General features: G+C 73.3%; 12 protein-coding genes. 4 read left to right on the top strand and 8 right to left on the bottom strand.

Going from position 1 to position 16566, the window contains the following annotated elements; translation table 11 throughout:
• Window positions 1-47 precede the first annotated feature (47 nt).
• Window positions 48-695 carry a TetR/AcrR family transcriptional regulator gene (locus ACZ60J_RS24760; protein WP_469685032.1) on the top strand — a complete coding sequence of 216 codons (648 nt, stop codon included), beginning with the start codon at window positions 48-50 and terminating at the stop codon, window positions 693-695.
• A gap of 43 nt (window positions 696-738) precedes the next feature.
• On the opposite strand, the gene ACZ60J_RS24755 is transcribed toward ACZ60J_RS24760, so the two are convergent.
• The 4 genes from ACZ60J_RS24755 to ACZ60J_RS24740 form a co-directional block, all read right to left on the bottom strand.
• Window positions 739-1818 (bottom strand): zinc-binding dehydrogenase, encoded by a 1080-nt coding sequence (locus ACZ60J_RS24755; protein ID WP_469685030.1) that lies wholly within the window; start codon window positions 1816-1818, stop codon window positions 739-741.
• 29 nt (window positions 1819-1847) lie between these two features.
• Entirely contained in the window at window positions 1848-3260 is a 1413-nt protein-coding gene (locus ACZ60J_RS24750; protein WP_469685028.1) for an aldehyde dehydrogenase family protein, read from the bottom strand.
• A gap of 89 nt (window positions 3261-3349) precedes the next feature.
• Window positions 3350-4780 (bottom strand): CitMHS family transporter, encoded by a 1431-nt coding sequence (locus tag ACZ60J_RS24745; protein WP_469685026.1) that lies wholly within the window; start codon window positions 4778-4780, stop codon window positions 3350-3352.
• A 74-nt stretch (window positions 4781-4854) separates the two neighbouring features.
• Complete coding sequence (locus ACZ60J_RS24740; RefSeq protein ID WP_469685024.1) at window positions 4855-7185, bottom strand: molybdopterin oxidoreductase family protein; 2331 nt, start codon at window positions 7183-7185, stop codon at window positions 4855-4857.
• Window positions 7186-7599: 414 nt separating this feature from the next.
• Between ACZ60J_RS24740 and ACZ60J_RS24735 the strand changes: the two genes are divergently transcribed.
• The gene (locus tag ACZ60J_RS24735) at window positions 7600-8979 is read left to right on the top strand and encodes an AMP-binding protein (RefSeq protein ID WP_469685022.1); all 1380 of its coding nucleotides are present in this window, start codon (window positions 7600-7602) and stop codon (window positions 8977-8979) included.
• Window positions 8980-9034: 55 nt separating this feature from the next.
• Here the strand turns inward: ACZ60J_RS24735 and ACZ60J_RS24730 are convergent, their stop codons facing one another.
• From ACZ60J_RS24730 to ACZ60J_RS24715, 4 genes are all read right to left on the bottom strand, one after another.
• Window positions 9035-9655, bottom strand: a complete 621-nt coding sequence (locus ACZ60J_RS24730) for a TetR/AcrR family transcriptional regulator (RefSeq protein WP_469685600.1) — start codon at window positions 9653-9655, stop codon at window positions 9035-9037.
• Window positions 9656-9704: 49 nt separating this feature from the next.
• Complete coding sequence (locus tag ACZ60J_RS24725) at window positions 9705-10979, bottom strand: hypothetical protein (protein WP_469685020.1); 1275 nt, start codon at window positions 10977-10979, stop codon at window positions 9705-9707.
• Window positions 10976-11791: a cupredoxin domain-containing protein gene (locus tag ACZ60J_RS24720; protein WP_469685598.1), complete on the bottom strand. Its 816-nt coding sequence runs from the start codon at window positions 11789-11791 to the stop codon at window positions 10976-10978. Before ACZ60J_RS24720 ends, ACZ60J_RS24725 begins: the two co-directional genes overlap by 4 nt.
• 242 nt (window positions 11792-12033) lie before the next feature.
• On the bottom strand, window positions 12034-14181 hold the full coding sequence (locus ACZ60J_RS24715) for a right-handed parallel beta-helix repeat-containing protein (RefSeq protein ID WP_469685018.1): 2148 nt from the start codon (window positions 14179-14181) through the stop codon (window positions 12034-12036).
• 238 nt (window positions 14182-14419) lie between these two features.
• Here ACZ60J_RS24715 and hmgA point away from each other — a divergent pair, with 238 nt between their 5' ends.
• Window positions 14420-15742 carry a homogentisate 1,2-dioxygenase gene (hmgA, locus tag ACZ60J_RS24710; protein WP_469685016.1) on the top strand — a complete coding sequence of 441 codons (1323 nt, stop codon included), beginning with the start codon at window positions 14420-14422 and terminating at the stop codon, window positions 15740-15742.
• Window positions 15743-15752: 10 nt separating this feature from the next.
• A complete protein-coding gene (locus tag ACZ60J_RS24705; protein ID WP_469685014.1) occupies window positions 15753-16556 on the top strand; it encodes a GntR family transcriptional regulator in 804 nt (267 codons plus the stop codon).
• The last annotated feature ends 10 nt before the right edge of the window (window positions 16557-16566 follow it).

Raw genomic sequence — 16566 nt, 5'->3', positions numbered from 1 at the left:
TTAATTACCACCGCTAGTTTAAATGCGGCAGGCTTACTATGTGGCGCATGGCCAGACCGCGCAAGCCCCTCCTCAGCAGATCCCGCATCGTCGAGGCGGCCGGCGCTCTGGTGGACGGCGAGGGACTGGAGGCGGTCTCGACGCGGCGGCTGGCGGCGGCGCTCGGGGTCAGCGGGCCTTCGCTCTACAACCACTTCCGCACGAAGGACGAGATCCTGGACGCGGTCGCGGACGCGGTGAGCGCGCGGGTCGACCTGTCGATGTTCGACGCCGGGGACGGCCGGGAGTGGCGGGTCGCCCTGCACGACTGGGCACACTCGTACCGGGCCGCGCTGTCCGACCATCCGAACATCGTGCCGGTGCTGGCGCGCGGGCCGGGCCGCAGGCCGGCCGGACTGCGGGTGGCCGACGCCGTCTTCGGCGCCATGACCGCGGCCGGCTGGCCGCCGGCGCAGGCGACCCGGATCGGTGCGCTGATGCGGTACTTCATCCTCGGCTCGGCGGTGGCCTCCTTCGCCGGTGGTTTCGTCGACGACGAGACGGCATACGACCCGTCGGACTACCCGCACCTGGGCCAGGCCCACCTGCTGGCGGAACGCCGGCTCGAAGTCGACGAGGGCGCCTTCGAGACGGGCCTGGCGGCCCTACTGGACGGCCTGGCCCTCCAGTACGCGGCCCTCCACGAAACCCCCTGACGCCCGGACCCCCCGGCCAGCCCCGGACGGGGCCCGCCCGGGGCTAGAAGATGACCAGGGAGCGGCCGCCCTTGCCCGCCAGCATCGCGTCGAACGCCGCCGGGATGCCGTCGAGGGTGATGCGGTCGGTGACGAGCGCGCCGAGGTCGATGCGGCCCGCCAAGACGTGGGCGGCGATCACCGGGAGGTCCCGCGCGGGGTCGCTGTTGCCGTAGACGCAGCCGGTGAGCGTACGGGCGAAGTGGAAGATCTCCAGGGCGTTGAAGGTGACCTGCTGCTCCTTGCCGCCGATGCCGACGACCGTCGTACGGCCCCCGCGCCGGGTGGATTCCCAGGCGGCCCGGATGCTCGCGGCCCGGCCCGCGCATTCGACGGCCACGTCCGCGCCGTGGCCGCCGGTGAGCGCGCGGATCTCCTTGGCGGTCGTCTCGGAGGCGAGCAGGAACTCCGTGGCCCCCGCCGCCCGGGCCAGTTCCTCCTTGTCCGGGGAGACGTCCACGGCCACGATCGGCCCCGCCGTCGCGATCCGGGCCGCCTGGAGGGCGGCCAGCCCCACGCCGCCGACGCCGAAGACGGCCACCGACTCGCCGGGGCGGACCTGGGCGCTGTGGTGGACCGCTCCGTAGCCGGTGAGGACCGCGCAGCCGAGCAGCGCGGCCTCGGCGAGCGGGATCCCGGCGGGGGCGGGCAGCACGCAGTTGGCCGCGACGACCGTCTCCTCGGCGAAGGCGGCCACGTTCAGCCCGGGGTGCAGCTCGGCGCCCAGGGCGTCGTGGGCGTACACGGCGCCGACCCCGGTGAGCGCCTTGGCGCAGAGCCAGACCTCGCCGATCGCGCAGTGGTGGCACTGCCCGCAGGACGGGGCCCAGTTGAGCACCACGGCGTCGCCGGGGGCGATGTGGGTGACCCCTTCGCCGACGGCGAGGACCGTGCCCGCGCCCTCGTGGCCGAGGACGGCGGGTACGGGGACCCGCATGGTGCCGTTGGTGAGGGAGAGGTCGGAGTGGCAGACACCCGCGGCGGCGAGCCGCACCCGGACCTGGCCGGGGCCGGGTTCGGGCAGCACGATGTCCCGTATCTCCAGGGGGGCTCCGACGGCGGGCAGGATGGCGGCGCGGACCATGTTCGTCGTCTCCGGGTGTTCGAGGTCGGCTAGAACTGCAGGGACTTGGTCTGGAGGTACTCGGTGAGGCCGTGCGGGCCCAGCTCGCGCCCCACGCCCGACTTCTTGTACCCGCCGAAGGGCGCGAGCGGGTTGAAGCGGCCGCCGTTGATGTCGACCTGGCCGGTGTCCATCAGGCGGGCGAAGGCCACGGCCGTCGCCTCGTCGCCGGCCCAGACCGCCCCGCCCAGCCCGTAGTCCGTGCCGTTCGCGATGGCCAGGGCCTCGTCCTGGTCCGCGTAGGGCAGGATCGACAGCACGGGGCCGAAGATCTCCTCCTGGGCGATGGTCATCTCGGGCGTGACGTCGGCGAACACGGTCGGGGCGATGAAGTACCCCTGCTCGTGCGGCGCCTCGGGCCCGCCCGCGACGAGGCGCGCACCCTCCTCGAGGCCCTTGGTGATGAAGCCCCGGACGCGGTCGCGCTGCTTGGCGCTGACGACCGGGCCGAGGCGGGTGCCCGGGTCGAGGGGGTCGCCGGAGGCGTACTTGGCCGCGGCGGCGGCCGCGAGGGAGACCGCCTCCTCGTACTCGTCCCGGTGGACGAGCATGCGGGTGAGCGCGTTGCAGCTCTGGCCGGCGTTGTTCATGACGTGGCCCACGCCCGCGGCGACGGCCTTGGCGAGGTCGGCGCCGGGCAGGATGACATTGGCCGATTTGCCGCCCAGTTCCAGGGCGACCCGCTTGACGGCGGCGCCGGCCGTGGCGCCGATCTGCTTGCCGACGGCGGTGGATCCGGTGAAGGAGACGAGGTCGACCCCCTCGTGCGCGGCCAGCGCCTGGCCGGTGACCGGGCCGGTGCCGGTCACCAGGTTGAAGACCCCGGCGGGGATCCCCGCCTCGTGCACGGCTTCGGCGAAGAGCTGTGCGGTCAGCGGCGTGTCCTCGGCGGGCTTGAGGACGATGGTGCAGCCTGCGGCGAGAGCGGGCGCCACCTTGGCAACGATCTGGTGCAGCGGGTAGTTCCAGGGGGTGATCGCCCCGACGACGCCGACCGGCTCCAGCAGCACGGTCGAGTTCCCGATCCGCTCTTCGAAGGCGTACGAGGCCCCGAGCTCGGCGTAGGAGGAGGCCACGGCGATCGGCGCCCCGACGTGGACCATCTCCGAGAACCCGAGCGGCGAGCCGAGCTCGGCGGTGATGGTCTCGGCTATCTCCCCCTTGCGGGCGACCAGCACGTCGCGCAGGGCCCCGATGAGGGCCGCCCGCTCGGCCGGAGCCGTGGCCGCCCAGGCGGGGAAGGCCGCGCGGGCCGCCCGTACGGCCGCGTCCACGTCCTCTGGCGTCCCTGCCGGGACCGAGGCGATGGGCCGCTCGTCGGCCGGGTTCAGGACCTCGATGCGGTCGTGGCCGAGGGCGGCCCGCCACTCGCCGCCGATGTACATCCCGTCATGGGCCTTCATGGCAATCCTCCCGAGCACGCACGATCCTGACGTCGCCAACACCCTACAAACTAGCGTCGGTAGTTTTGTGTCGCCAGGGGCGGGCGCGGTCAGATGATGCCGAAAAGCATCCCTGCCGCCAGGACCACCAGGGAGGTCAGGGCCGCCCATTTCACGGTGAACCGGGTGTGGTCGCCGAACTCGACCTTGGCCATGCCCACCAGGACGTAGACGGCCGGAACGAGCGGGCTCGACATGTGCAGGGCCTGGCCGACCAGGGAGGCGCGGGCGATTTCGAGCGGGGAGACCCCGTGGGCGGCTCCGGCCTCGGCGAGGACCGGCAGGACGCCGAAGTAGAAGCCGTCGTTGGACATGAAGTAGGTGAGGGGCAGGCTGAGCAGGCCGGTGACCAGGGCCATGTGCGGGCCCATGCCCTCGGGGATCGCGCCGACGAGCCAGTCGGCCACGTGCTTGACCATGCCGGTGCCGGTGAGCACGCCGGTGAAGACGGCGGCGGCGAAGACCATTCCGGCGACGTTCAGGACGTTCTCGGCGTGGGCGGCGATCCGGGCCTTCTGGTCGGGCATGTGGGGGAAGTTGACGGTGAGGGCGAGGGCGGCCCCGAGGAGGAAGAGCACCGGGATCGGGAGCAGTTCCATGATCATGGCGGTGAGCAGGGCGACGGTGAGGCCCGCGTTGAACCAGTAGAGGCGGGGCCGCAGGGTCGGGCGGTGCGGGTCGAGGCCCTGGAAGCCGTCCTCGGCGGGGGTGGCGCCGTCGGCGGGGGCGTGCGGGGCGGGTCCCGTGGAGCGGGGGGACGGGAGGGAGGCCTCGGGGCTTCCGGCGGCGGCCGGGCCGGTCCCGGCCGCGACCAGGAGTTCCTCGGCCGGCTCCGCCGACCGCCCGGCGCCGGCGGGGAGGGTCAGCAGGCCGAGGCGGCGGCGTTCCTTGAGGCCGAGGGCGTAGGCCAGGACGAAGACGAAGAGCAGGCCCACCGCGAGCGCGGGGATCATCGGTACGAAGATGTCGGCGGCGTCGAGCTTGAGCGCGGTGGCGGCGCGGGCCGTGGGGCCGCCCCAGGGCAGGGTGTTCATGACGCCGTTGGCGGTGGCCGCGACCCCGGTCATGACCACCAGGCTCATCCCGAGGCGCTTGTAGAGCGGGTACATCGCCGAGACGGTGATCATGAAGGTGGTCGAGCCGTCGCCGTCGAGCGAGACGACGGCGGCGAGGACGGCGGTGCCGACCACGACGCGCATCGGGTCGGCCCTGCAGAAGCGCAGGATGCCGCGCACGATCGGGTCGAAGAGGCCGACGTCGATCATCACGCCGAAGTAGACGATGGCGAACATCAGCATGGCGGCGGTCGGCGCGAGCTTGCCGACTCCGTCGATGACGTAGCCGCCGAGCTGCGCGCCCTGTCCGGCGAACACGCAGAAGAGCGCGGGGATGAGGACGAGCGCCGCGATGGGCGACATTTTCTTCAGCATGATCAGGACCAGGAAGGTCGCGATCATGGCGAAGCCGAGGAAGGTCAGCATGTGGGGGAACCTAGGCGCCCCCTCCAGCGGCCAACAAGACGTTCACGCGTGAGCAATACGAGCAAAACCCCAGCTCAGGGGATGGGTGTCAGTTCGACGGGGAATCCGTTGAGTACGGCCGTACCGGAGAGCGGGTCGAGGCGGCTGCCGTCGAGGAGCTGGTTGACGTTGACTCCGGGCACGGCCGCGGCCACCGCCAGGCGGGTGCCGGGGCGGTCGTGGCCCCAGCCGTGCGGGAGGCTCACGACTCCGGTGCGGACGGTGTCGGTGACCTCCACGGGGACCTCCAGGCTGCCGCCGTCGGCGGTGACCCGGACCGGACGGCCGTCGGCGAGGCCGAGCCGGGCGGCATCGTCGGGGTGGACCTGCAGGGTGCAGCGGTTGGAACCTCCGGCGAGGGCCGGGACGTTGTGCAGCCAGCTGTTGTTGGACCGCAGGTGGCGGCGGCCCACGAGCACCAGGGCGGCGGGACGGTCGGCGAGCGTCCCGCGCAGCCTGGGGAGTTCGGCCGCGATCGGGTCCGGGAGGAGCTCGATCCTGCCGCTGCGCGTCCTCAGCAGGCCCGGGAGCCGGGGCCGCAGCGGGCCCAGGTCGATTCCGTGCGGATGGGCGCGGAGCCGGTCCAGTCCGAGGCCGTCGCCGCCCGGAGCCGCCGGCGTCGCGGGGGCGGGGGCCGGGTCGGGGCCGGCCGCGCCGTCGGGTGCGCCCGCGCCGGTTTCCGTAGCAGCGCTCCCGGAGAGGTCCGCGGCCGCGGCGAACCGGTCTCCGTAGGGGCCGAGCCGGAGCATCAGGTCGAGGCGGCGCTCGGGGCCGGTGCCGCCCGCGAGCAGCCCGGCGAGGCGCGCCGGGTCCTGCCCGCGCAGCGGGGAGTCCGGGTCGGCGCACTCCCGGGCGAGGGTGGCCCCGATGGCCAGGTCGTCCACGGCTCCCGGGTCGGTTCCGTGCATGCCGGAGACGGCGAGGACGAGACGGGCGTGGATCTCGCACTCGTCCATGCGCCCGTCTTCGAGCGGAACGGCGGGCGGCGAATAGCGCACCTGGTTGCGGATGGCGAAGGTGTTGAAGGCGAAGTCGAAGTGGGCGCTCTGCGAGGGCGGCGCGGGGGGCAGGACCACGTGGGCGTGGCGGGAGGTCTCGTTGAGGTAGGGATCGATGCTGACCATGAAGTCGAGCCCGGCCAGGGCCGCGTCGAGGCGCCGGCCGTCGGGGGCGGACAGCACGGGGTTCGCCGCGATGGAGACGAGGGCCCGGATCCGCCCCTCCCCCGGGGTGTCGATCTCCTCCGCCAGCGCGGCCAGCGGGAGTTCGGCCTTGGCCTCGGGGTGGCCGCTGACCCGGCTGTGCCAGCGGCCGAGGCCGAAGCCCTTGCCGGGTCCGGCCGGCCGGGGTGCGCGGTCGGTCGCGGAGAGCGGGAACAGGGCTCCGCCCGGCCGGTCGAGATTGCCCGTCAGGATGTTCAGTACGTCGACCAGCCAGCTGGCGAGCGTGCCGTACTCCACGGTGCAGCTGCCGATCCGGCCGTAGACGGCGGCGGTCGGCGCGGCCGCGAGGTCCCGGGCGAGCGCGCGGATCTCCTCGGCCGTGAGGTCGCAGGCGGGGGCGACGGCCTCGGGAGTGAAACGGTCGAGTGCTTCGCCGAGTTCCCCGATGCCCTGCGTGTGTTCCGCGAGCACGCCGGGATCGGTCAGCTCCTCGGCGAGCAGGGTGTGGGCGAGGGCTGCGAGCAGCAGCGCGTCGCTGCCGGGGCGCGGCGCGAGGTGGCGGTCGGCGAGCTTGGCGGTGCGGGTGCGGCGCGGGTCGACGACGACGAGGGTGCCGCCCCGTGCGCGCAGCGCCTTGAGCCGGCCGGGGAAGTCGGGTGCGGTGCACAGGGAGCCGTTGGACTCCACCGGGTTCGCCCCGAGGAGCAGGAGGAAGTCCGTGCGGTCGAGGTCCGGGACGGGAATGGCGAAGGGATCCCCGAAGAGCAGGCCGCTGGAGACGTGTTTGGGCATCTGGTCGAGGGTGCTGGCGGTGAAGAGGTTGCGGGTGCCGAGGGCCTTGAGGAGCAGGGGCGGGTAGAGCTGGCCGGCCATGGTGTGGACGTTCGGGTTGCCGAGGACGACGCCGACGGACTGGGGTCCGTACGCCTGCACGAGGGCGGGTACCGCATCGGCGACGGCCTGGAAGGCCTCCTCCCAGGTGGCCTCGCGGAGCCGGCCGTCGCGTCGCACGAGGGGGGTGCGCAGCCGGTCGGGGTCGGCGTCGAGGCCACCGAGGGCGGCGCCCTTGGGGCAGATGAATCCGCGGCTGAACACGTCGTCACGGTCGCCTCGGGCCCCGGTGACGGTGGTGCCTTCGATGGTGAGCGTGAGGCCGCAAGTGGCCTCGCAGAGGGGGCAGATGCGCAGGGCGGTGCGGGGCATGGGCCCTCCAGGGGGCAGCAGGCTGCGGCACGGGGCACGGGCGCCGGACCCGCGCGAGCGGCACCGAGCATACCGACCGGTAGGCACGGTGGGGAGGGTCCGCGGCACACGGAATCCGGGGAGGGGGTGCGGCCAAGGGCGGGGCGGGGCTCCGGTACGGGGCGGCGGGCCGGGCCCGGCCCGGATCCGGGGCGGCGGGCCGGATTCCCGGACTGCGGACGCGCATCAGGCGGTCGGGGCCGGACACCCCGCGCAGGCCCGCCCCGACCCGTCGCACATGCGCACCGGCCCCTGTGCGCCGCGACCGTTCTCCCTGGTCAGCGGCGCCGATTGGGCCTTCGGCCGACGCGTTTCAGCGCCCTTGGTCGGGAAAGCACATTGCCCCCCGCGGGGAGGGGCGGTTTGGATTGACGGATGACATCCACGCTCGACGGCTGTACGCCCTGGCCCGAGGAATTCGCCGACTACTACTGGGCGTCCGGCCACTGGCGGGGCAACACGCTGGACAACCTGCTGCGCGGCTGGGCCCTGCAGTACGGACCGCGGACCGCGCTGGTCCACGGCGACACCCGCATCACGTACGCGGCCCTGAACCGCCGCGTGGGCCGGATGGCCGCCGGGCTCCGGCTGCGGGGCCTGCGGTCCGGGCAGCGGGTCCTCGTCCAGCTGCCCGCCGTTCCCGAGCTCGTCGTCACCGTGTTCGCCCTGATGCGGGCCGGCGCGGTGCCCGTCCTCTGCCCGGTCTCGCACCGCGCGCCCGAGGTGTCCCACGTGGTCCAGGTCTCCGAGGCCACCGGCTACGTCGGCCCGGCGACGTACCGGGGCTTCGACCACACGGCGATGGCATCGGGGATCGCGGCGCAGGGCCCCTTCCTGCGCCGGGTGTTCACCTTCGAACCGCCGGGCACCTCGGACCCGTACGGCGGCTTCAGGACCGACACGGCGGGCTGCCACTACTTCCCGCTGGACTCCCTCGACTCACCGCCCGAACCGGCGCTCGCACTGACCGCCGGCCAGGTGGCGTTCTTCCTGCTCTCCGGTGGTCCCGGCGAGGCGCCCGAGCTGGTTCCGCGCACCCACAACGACTACGCCTACCAGGCGCGGGCCGCGGCCGAGCTGGTCTCGCTCACCCAGGACGACGTGTACCTCGCCGCGCTGCCCTCCGACCTCAACCTCGCCTTCGGCGGCCCCGGCATCATCGGCACCCTGACCGTGGGCGGCACCGTCGTCCTGGTCGAGGACGAGGAACCCGCCGCCCACTGGGAGGCCGTCGCGCGCGAGCGGGTCACCGTCGCCGCGCTGACGCCGGCCGCAGCCCGGCTCTGGCTCGACGCGGGTGCAGGGGCCGGGGCCGACGTGAGCAGCCTGCGCCTCGTACAGGTCGGCGGCAACACCCCGCCCCTGGAGCCCGCGACCGCCGAACGGGTGACCGCCGAGTGGGACTGCAGCCTCCAGCAGGTCTTCGCCGCGCCCGAGGGGATGCTCACGCTCACCCGGCCCGACGATCCGGACGAGGCCGTGCTCACGACGCAGGGCCGTCCGCTCTCCCCCGACGACCAGATCCGTGTCGTCGACGCCGACGGCAAGGAACTCCCGGACGGGGAGCCGGGCGAACTCCTGGCCCGCGGCCCCTACACCGTCCGCGGCTACTACCGGGCCCCCGGCCGCAACGCGCGCTCCTTCACTCCCGACGGGTACCTGCGCACGGGCGTCCTCGCGCGGCGCACGCCGGACGGCGGCCTGGTGGTGGTTGGCCGCCTCGAAGGCACAGCGCAGCCGCTCGGCCAGGGGTGATCCCCGTCCGGGGCGGGGCCCGGAGCCCGGGGCCCGCGCCTCGGACCTCGGGCCGTCAGTCCAGGACGCGTGCGAGGTACGCGTGCATCATCGCGCGCGTTTCGGCGACGATGGCGGCGTCGCCGTCCGGATCGTTGCGGAAGGCCAGCTGGATCAGGGCGTCGGTGGCCTCGACCGCGACCAGGACGGCCCGTTCCAGGGTGGCGTCCGGGGTGCGGGCGAGGTGGGCGCCGAGGAGTTCGGTGAGGCGGACCGCCACCAGGTGGTTGGGGTCGGAGGCCGGCCCCTCGGACGGTGGCGCCGGCACCCCGAAGTCGACGAGGGCGAAGCCGGGCACGCTCCGCTTCATGACCAGGTACTCGTCCAGCACCGCATCGACCACCGGGCGCCAGTCGGTGTCCGCGAGGTCCGCGAGACGCTGCTCGATGCCGTCGGCGTAGCGGTCCAGGTTGCGGTGGGCCAGGGCGATGGCCATGGCCCGCTTGTTGCCGAAGAACCGGTAGACCGAACCGATCGGCACACCGGCCCGCAGGGCAACGGCCCGGGTACTGAGGTTCTCGTACCCGGTCTCGTCGAGGAGCTCCGCGCAGGCGTCGAGGATCCGGGCGAGGCGGTCGGCGCTGCGCTGCTGGATCGGCGTCCGGCGCAGGGAGTGGGCTGGGGGCACGGGGTCCATCATGCCGCTCCCGGGTTCCCGGTTGGGCGGCGGTACCGGTTCGGCCGCCTCAGTTCAGCAGCAGGCTGAGGCCGCCCACGGTGTACGTGATCATCAGCGCGAGCAGCGGGAGTTGCCCGGCGACGGCTTTCGCGGGCGGGAAGAGGCGTACGGAGCGGTCGTGTGCGGCGATCACGCCGAGGACGTGGCCGGTCACCACGGCGATCACCTGGAGGGCGGCGAGGCCGCCGGGACCCAAGGGGGACAAGGGTTCCGGGGCGTTGTCAGTGCCCACTGCCATGATGACTGTGCGTGGCCCTTCGGTTACCAGGAGGGAGAAGTAGTGGGCGACGAGATAGCCGAGGGCGATCGGCACGAGTGAGTGGGCGAAGGCGGTCAGCGGGCCGGGGTGCGGGCCGCAGACGAGGCGGGTGACCGCCGCGCAGAGGCAGTAGAGGGCGGCGACGAGGGCGACGGCGCCGACGAGTCCGAGGGTGGCGGCCGGGGTGCGTCCGAGGGGGGAGGTCTGGATCGCGTTGATCCACGCGGGGTTGTCGGAGAAGCCGTCGTAGGCGGTGGATCCCAGCAGGACGCAGACGGTGGCGACGAGTCCGGGCCGCTCGGGTGTCGCGTCGAGTCCGTGGAAGGGGTTACGGAGGACCAGGCGGCCGTCGCTGCGACGGCCGAGGGGGGAGAGCCGGGCCAGGAGGGCGGAGTACGCCTCGAAGGCGTCTGCGTCGGCGAACCAGCGTTCGCCGTAGCGGGCGGCGCACAGGAGGTGGACGGTGGCGTAGGCGGTCAGGGCGATCAGGAGGGTGGTGGTGGAGGCGGGATCGGGAGAGACGAGTTCGAGCCAGGTGAAGGCGAAGAGCCCGGCGGCGGCCGGCCATTGCCCGAGCCGGGCGGGGAGCGGGCGGTGCGGTCGGGACTTCCCCGGCAGTCGGGCGAGCAGGCGGTGCAGGGTGCGCAGGGGGTTGAGGAGGCGCCAGACGGGGCCGAAGAGGAGGGAGGCGGGGACCAGGCCGACCCAGAGCAGGACGTAGACGGCGCCGGGAGCGGGATTGCGGGCGGGGTCGTCGGGGCCGAGGAGGAGGTGCAGGAGGACGGCGAGCGAGGCCGCGAGGCCGAGCCCGCGCAGGGCGGTGCGGGTGGCCGGCGCGTCGGCCACCCGCTGGATCCCTGCGGGCAGGGCCGCGCCCGAGCGGTCGCCGCGGAAGCGGGAGGCCGACCAGAGGAGGCCCAGCGCGAGGAAGGAGACGAACAGTGCGGTGAAGGCGCCGGCGAAGGCGTAGAAGGGAGAGATGGGCAGATCGTGCTGCGAGCCGATGCCGTGCGCGAGCGTCATCGGACGAGGAGCTGGGTCAGGACGAGGCCGGACTCGTGGGTCTCGACCTCGAAGAGGCCCGTGCGGTCGGCCGTCAGGATCAGGGTGGCCTCCTGGCCTGCCGGCAGGGCGAGTTCCTTGTCGAAGCCGTGGACGTGCAGGGTGTCGGCGCGGTCGCTGGTGACCCGTAGGGCCACGCGGTCGCCGCGCGTCAGCTCGACCCGGCCCGGGGCCGGGCTGACCTTGCCGTCCCGCACGGTGATGGTCACCGTGCGGTCCGCGTCCTGCGCGGCCTCCGGGGCCGTGGGGGACGGTGCGGTCGGGGAGTGCGAGTGGGTGGACTGGCCTGATCCGGCGGCGAGTTCGAGGGCCGCTTCGACCGGTTTGCCCGCCACCGCCCAGGCCGTGTGGTCGTCGGCGTAGAGGCGGACGGTCAGGGTGTGCGGGCCGCCCGCGGGTACCTGCGCGGCGGGCAGGTGGAACCAAGGGCCGTACAGGCGCGCCAGTTTGCGGCCGTCCAGCTCCAGGTGCGCGTGGCCGGCACCCGGGAGGGCGGCGCCGCCGGCGCTGTCGGGGGTGAAGCGGAAGTTCGTCACCGTCAGTTGGAGGTTCCAGCCGTCCTCGGAGTCCGGCCGGGCGGCGAGCCGGACTTCCGGCGCGCCCTCGGCCGGGACCTCGCGGAGCCGGTGGCCGGCGCCGTCGTCGGCGGTGAGGAGGGTGCCGACCTTGCCGGAGGCCTGCTCGTGGGTGGTGCCGGGCTTGTGGTGGGTGGTGGCCCGCCCCCCGCAGCCCGTCGCCGCGCCGCCCGCCAGGAGCAGGGCCAGGGCGAGCAGCGTCGCCGCGCGGCCCGTCCGGCGCGACGGGCGGGAGGGGCGGGAGGGGCGGTAGGGGCGGTAGGGGCGGGACCGCCCCGGCGGCGTACCGCAGACGTCGCACCGGATCCGCTGCTCGGAGCGGCCGCCGACCTGGTGGTCCGCGTGGCCTTGGTGTTCCGCATGGCCCTGGTGATCCGGGGTGCCACGGTGGTCCGGGTTGCTCGGGGTGCCCGGGGTGCCCGGGTTGCTCGGGTTGCTCGTCACGGCTGGTCTCCCCCGGCAGCGGCGCCGCCCTCGGACTCGGCTTCGGCGCTGCGGGTCGGGGCCGGGCCTGCGGGGACGGGGACCCGGTCGCCGGCCGGGTCCGGGCCGGGGCCTGCCGGGCGGGCCGGGGTGCCTCCGGGGCGGGCTGCGGCGACGACGGCCCAGAGGATCCACAGCACCGCGACGAGGGACCGGATCCAGGCGGGGCTGAGCGGGATCCAGGGGACCATCAGCACGGCCTTGTCGAAGGCGTCGAGGAGGGTGAGCGCGCCCAGCAGCAGGGTCAGGCGGGCCAGCCAGGGCCGGGTGGGGCGCAGGGCGAGGCCGGTGCCGGTCCACCACAGGCCGAGGCAGAGCAGGGCCAGCGCCGGGACGAAGGTGCCGACCAGGCCCATCGTGGAGCCGGCCACGTCCAGGGCCAGGCCCGCGAGGCCGAGCAGCGCGGCCACCCCGGCCGGGCGGGAGTGGCGCAGGCGGCGCCACCACAGGAGGCCGCCGACGAGGAGGAGGACCGCCGCGACGGCGAGGGCGAGCTGGGTCTCCACCCGCTGGAGGCCCCGGGAGCCGTACCAGTCGCAGCCGGCCGGAAGCTTGCGCGCCTGGACGCTGTAGTCGGCGCAGACCATGAGCTGGGCCAGCTTCACCGGTTCGCCGGCGAGCCGGGCCGAGCTGCCGGAGACCGCTCCGCGGCGCTCGCCGCACTGCGGGAGCGTGCCCGGGGTGGAGCCGTCCGGGCCCTGCTGCCAGCAGTTGCCCCGGCCCTGGCCGTCCCACCACACGTCCATGCCGTTGGGGCGGGAGGCACCGGACTTGTCCTTGCCCAGGATGTTGCCGGCGTAGCGGTTGTGGTGGGAGGTGTCGGTCTGCTTGGAGAGCTCTTCCTCGCCGCGGATGAAGGCGGGCACGGCCGAGAGGAAGAAGCCCGCGCGCTGGTGCCCGTACACCCAGTTGTTCTCGTAGAGGTTCCAGTTGCCGCCGGCCGTGATGATGCCGGTGCCGGGGGGCATGGAGATCTGCGGGCAGACCACGCCCTGCTCGTAGCCGCGCTCCGCGGGCGGTTTGGCGCAGGTGCCGTCGGCGACGAAGTGGTAGTAGTCGGCGTTGTTGTCGTGGATCAGGTTGCGTTCGAAGCGGGCGTGGTTCTGCGGGAGTCCGGGGTGGCCGGGGAAGGCGCTGTCCATCGAGGCGCCGCCCATGTTCTGGTCGAACTCGTTGTCGTGCACGTACACCGAGTCGCCCGCGGTGCCGGAGTAGCCGACCATGTTGTGGTGGCTGCGGCAGCCGGTGATCTCGATGGAGTAGCGGGGGACGTCGTAGCCGCGGCCGTCGTTGATGTTCGAGGCGCTGCCCGGGTAGATGCCGGAGTCGCCGTTGCCGTAGGACTCGCAGTTCTTGTACAGGCCGTGGTCGCTGGCGAAGGTCAGGAAGCCGTACTCGTCGTTCCAGCGGGTCAGCACGTCGTCGATGACGAAGCCGTCGCCCGCGAGGACGTACAGCGAGTTGAAGGTGGTGCGCTGGGCGGTGAAGTTGCGGAAGTAGATGCCGTTGGACTTGTCCGCTCGGATCGCGTTCAGCTTCTGGTACTTGGCGTCGATGACCACGTCCTCGCGGGAGGCTCCGGTGCCTTCGATCTGGAGGTCGGTCTTGCCGAGGATGGCGACGAGGTTCTGGTTGTGGCGGCAGGCCACCTGCTGCTCGTACGTCAGGATCTGGTAGCCGAGCGAGGAGTTGGGCGCCTTGAGCGAGGCGCACTCCCCGGTCGGCTTGGGGAGCGAGGGCTCCTCCTCGTAGAGGCCGGGGAGGATCGCGATGTTCATGCCCGGGCGGTCCACGGCGTCGACGGCGGCCTGGAGGTCGCGGAAGCCGTTCTTCTCGCAGCGCTCGTAGAGGACGAGGTTGCGCTGCTTGAGGGGGTCGGGGAAGGCGGATATCCGGCGTTCGAAGGCGGGCCGGTCGGTCTTGCAGACGATCAGGTCGGGCTCGCCCGTGCGGTAGGCGGGGACGGAGCCGGTGCCGTCGGGGAGGTCGACGGGGCGCTCCTCGTGCGCGTGCGCGGCGGGCGCGGCGACGAGGAGGGACAGGAGCGCTAGGAGGGCGGCGAGGAGCGCCGCCGGCACGGCAGGAAACCTGCGGGTCCACGACATGCGCGTGAGAGTAGAGGAATGTTCATCTTTTGGGATCCCCTCGCGCAGGAATAGGACCCCGGCGAGCCAAGTCGTGACCCGGAACCCACCGGAGCCCGGCCAGTACCCGGCCGTCGCGGGGCGAGGACCCTGCTACCGCCCGCCCGGCGGCCGACTGATCGGAATCCCCCCGTTGACGCGCGAGCCGAGGAATCCTACTGTCAGGCATAGGATTCCTTCGGCAGACCGGGAGCGTGCAATGAGCGGCGGCAGCGAGCAGGCCAGGAAGACGGCGGAGGGGCTGGAGTACCTCACCGGCTTCGGCAACGAGCACAGCTCGGAGGCCGTGCCCGGCGCGCTGCCGATCGGCCGGAACTCCCCCCAGCGCTCCCCCCTCGGCCTGTACGCGGAGCAGCTCAGCGGCAGCGCGTTCACCGAGCCGCGTTCCCACAACCGCCGCTCCTGGCTCTACCGGATCCGCCCCTCGGCCGCGCACCCGCCGTTCACCCGGACCGACAACGGCGCCCTGCGCAGCGCGCCCTTCACGGAGGCGCCGGCCGACCCGAACCGGCTCCGCTGGAACCCGCTGCCCGACCCGGCCCCCGGTACGGACTTCCTGGCGGGCCTGTGGACCCTGGGCGGAAACGGCGACGCCACCCAGCGGTCCGGCATGGCCATCCACCTGTACTCCGCCGACGCCTCCATGACCGACCGGGTGTTCAGCGACTCCGACGGCGAGCTGCTGATCGTCCCCGAGCGCGGCGGGCTGCTGCTGCGCACCGAGTTCGGCCTGCTGAGCGCCCGGCCGGGCGAGATGGCGCTGATCCCGCGCGGGGTCCGCTTCCGCGTGGAGCTCCAGGACGAGACCGCCCGCGGATACGTCTGCGAGAACTACGGCCGCCCCTTCGAGCTCCCGGACCTCGGCCCCATCGGCGCCAACGGGCTCGCCGCCGCCCGCGATTTCCGGGCGCCGGTCGCCGCGTACGAGGACGCCGACCGGCCGACCGAGGTGGTGAACAAGTTCTGCGGCAACCTCTGGACCGCCACCTACGACCACTCCCCGCTCGACGTGGTCGCCTGGCACGGCACGCACGTCCCGTACGTCTACGACCTGCGCAGCTTCAACGTCCTCGGTTCCATCAGCTACGACCACCCCGACCCGTCCATCTTCACGGTCCTGACCTCGCCCTCCGACACGGCGGGCCTGGCGGGCGTGGACTTCGTGGTCTTCGCGCCGCGCTGGCTGGTCGGCGAGGACACCTTCCGCCCGCCGTACTTCCACCGCAACGTGATGAGCGAGTACATGGGGCTCATCGACGGCGCCTACGACGCCAAGGCGGAAGGCTTCGTGCCCGGCGGCGGCTCCCTGCACAACATGATGTCCGCGCACGGCCCCGACCGGGAGACCTTCGACCGGGCGAGCGCCGCCGAGCTGAAGCCGCAGAAGATCGACGACGGCCTGGCCTTCATGTTCGAGACCCGCTGGCCGATCACCGCCACCGCCCAGGCCGCCGGCGCGGACCACCTCCAGAGCGGTTACGACGACGTCTGGGAGGGGCTGGAGCGCCACTTCCGCGCCTAACATCACGAGCATGCCGCGCGGCGCCGCCACCGCCGCGCCCACACCGTCCTACGGAGAACCACCCGTGACCGCCTTCGCCCCCGACTCGCTGGTACTGAACCGGAAGCTGCCGCTCTGGTACCAGGTCTCCCAGTCGCTGCGCGCCTCGATACTCGGGCGCACCGCGGACGCCTCGCTGCGCCTGCCCACCGAGGAGCAGCTCGCCGAGCACTACGGGGTGAGCGTGCTGACCATGCGGCAGGCGCTCAAGGAGCTGGAGAGCGAGGGGCTCATCAGCCGCCACCGGCGGCGCGGGACCTTCATCGAGCCGGGGGCGCTGCGCGGGGCCCCGGTCCGGCTGCTCGGCTCGGTCGACGCCATCGTGGCGCAGCAGTCGGGCGACCGTACGACGATCCTCGGGCACGAGCGGACGGCGGTGTCCGGGGAGCTGCTGGAGCACTTCCCGGACACCGCCGAGGTGGTCACGTACCGCAGGCTCCGCCGCGACAGCGAGAGCGGCGAGCCGACCAACTGGGCGGAGAATGCGGTGCGTCCGGAGCTCGCCGACGCCATCGACCTGGCGGATCTGGAGCGCTGGCCGATGACGAAGGTGCTGCGCGACATCGCGAAGGTGGACATCAGCCGGATCACCGACACCGTGGAGGCGCGGCTCGCCGACCCGCTCACGGCCGAGCTGCTCGACGTGCCGTTGCTGAGCCCGATCCTGCACTACACGGGCGTCACCTACGACGGCTCCGGCCGGGTGGTCGACGTGGCGCGGATCCGGTACCGCGGGGACCGGTTCTCCTTCACCGTGACCGTCGACGCGCACTGAGGCCCGACCG

The organism is Streptomyces sp. NPDC104226 (assembly GCF_055584085.1).
This window is presented reverse-complemented; position numbering and strand designations above follow the sequence as displayed.

What these genes read in the sequence shown, in the direction of transcription:
- ACZ60J_RS24735 (WP_469685022.1), top strand. Translation starts at nt 7,600, where the DNA reads ATGACATCCACGCTCGACGGCTGTACGCCCTGGCCCGAGGAATTCGCC.
- ACZ60J_RS24730 (WP_469685600.1), bottom strand. Translation starts at nt 9,655, where the DNA reads ATGGACCCCGTGCCCCCAGCCCACTCCCTGCGCCGGACGCCGATCCAG.
- ACZ60J_RS24745 (WP_469685026.1), bottom strand. Translation starts at nt 4,780, where the DNA reads ATGCTGACCTTCCTCGGCTTCGCCATGATCGCGACCTTCCTGGTCCTG.
- hmgA (WP_469685016.1), top strand. Translation starts at nt 14,420, where the DNA reads ATGAGCGGCGGCAGCGAGCAGGCCAGGAAGACGGCGGAGGGGCTGGAG.
- ACZ60J_RS24740 (WP_469685024.1), bottom strand. Translation starts at nt 7,185, where the DNA reads ATGCCCCGCACCGCCCTGCGCATCTGCCCCCTCTGCGAGGCCACTTGC.
- ACZ60J_RS24755 (WP_469685030.1), bottom strand. Translation starts at nt 1,818, where the DNA reads ATGGTCCGCGCCGCCATCCTGCCCGCCGTCGGAGCCCCCCTGGAGATA.
- ACZ60J_RS24760 (WP_469685032.1), top strand. Translation starts at nt 48, where the DNA reads ATGGCCAGACCGCGCAAGCCCCTCCTCAGCAGATCCCGCATCGTCGAG.
- ACZ60J_RS24715 (WP_469685018.1), bottom strand. Translation starts at nt 14,181, where the DNA reads ATGTCGTGGACCCGCAGGTTTCCTGCCGTGCCGGCGGCGCTCCTCGCC.
- ACZ60J_RS24705 (WP_469685014.1), top strand. Translation starts at nt 15,753, where the DNA reads ATGCCGCGCGGCGCCGCCACCGCCGCGCCCACACCGTCCTACGGAGAA.
- ACZ60J_RS24725 (WP_469685020.1), bottom strand. Translation starts at nt 10,979, where the DNA reads ATGACGCTCGCGCACGGCATCGGCTCGCAGCACGATCTGCCCATCTCT.
- ACZ60J_RS24750 (WP_469685028.1), bottom strand. Translation starts at nt 3,260, where the DNA reads ATGAAGGCCCATGACGGGATGTACATCGGCGGCGAGTGGCGGGCCGCC.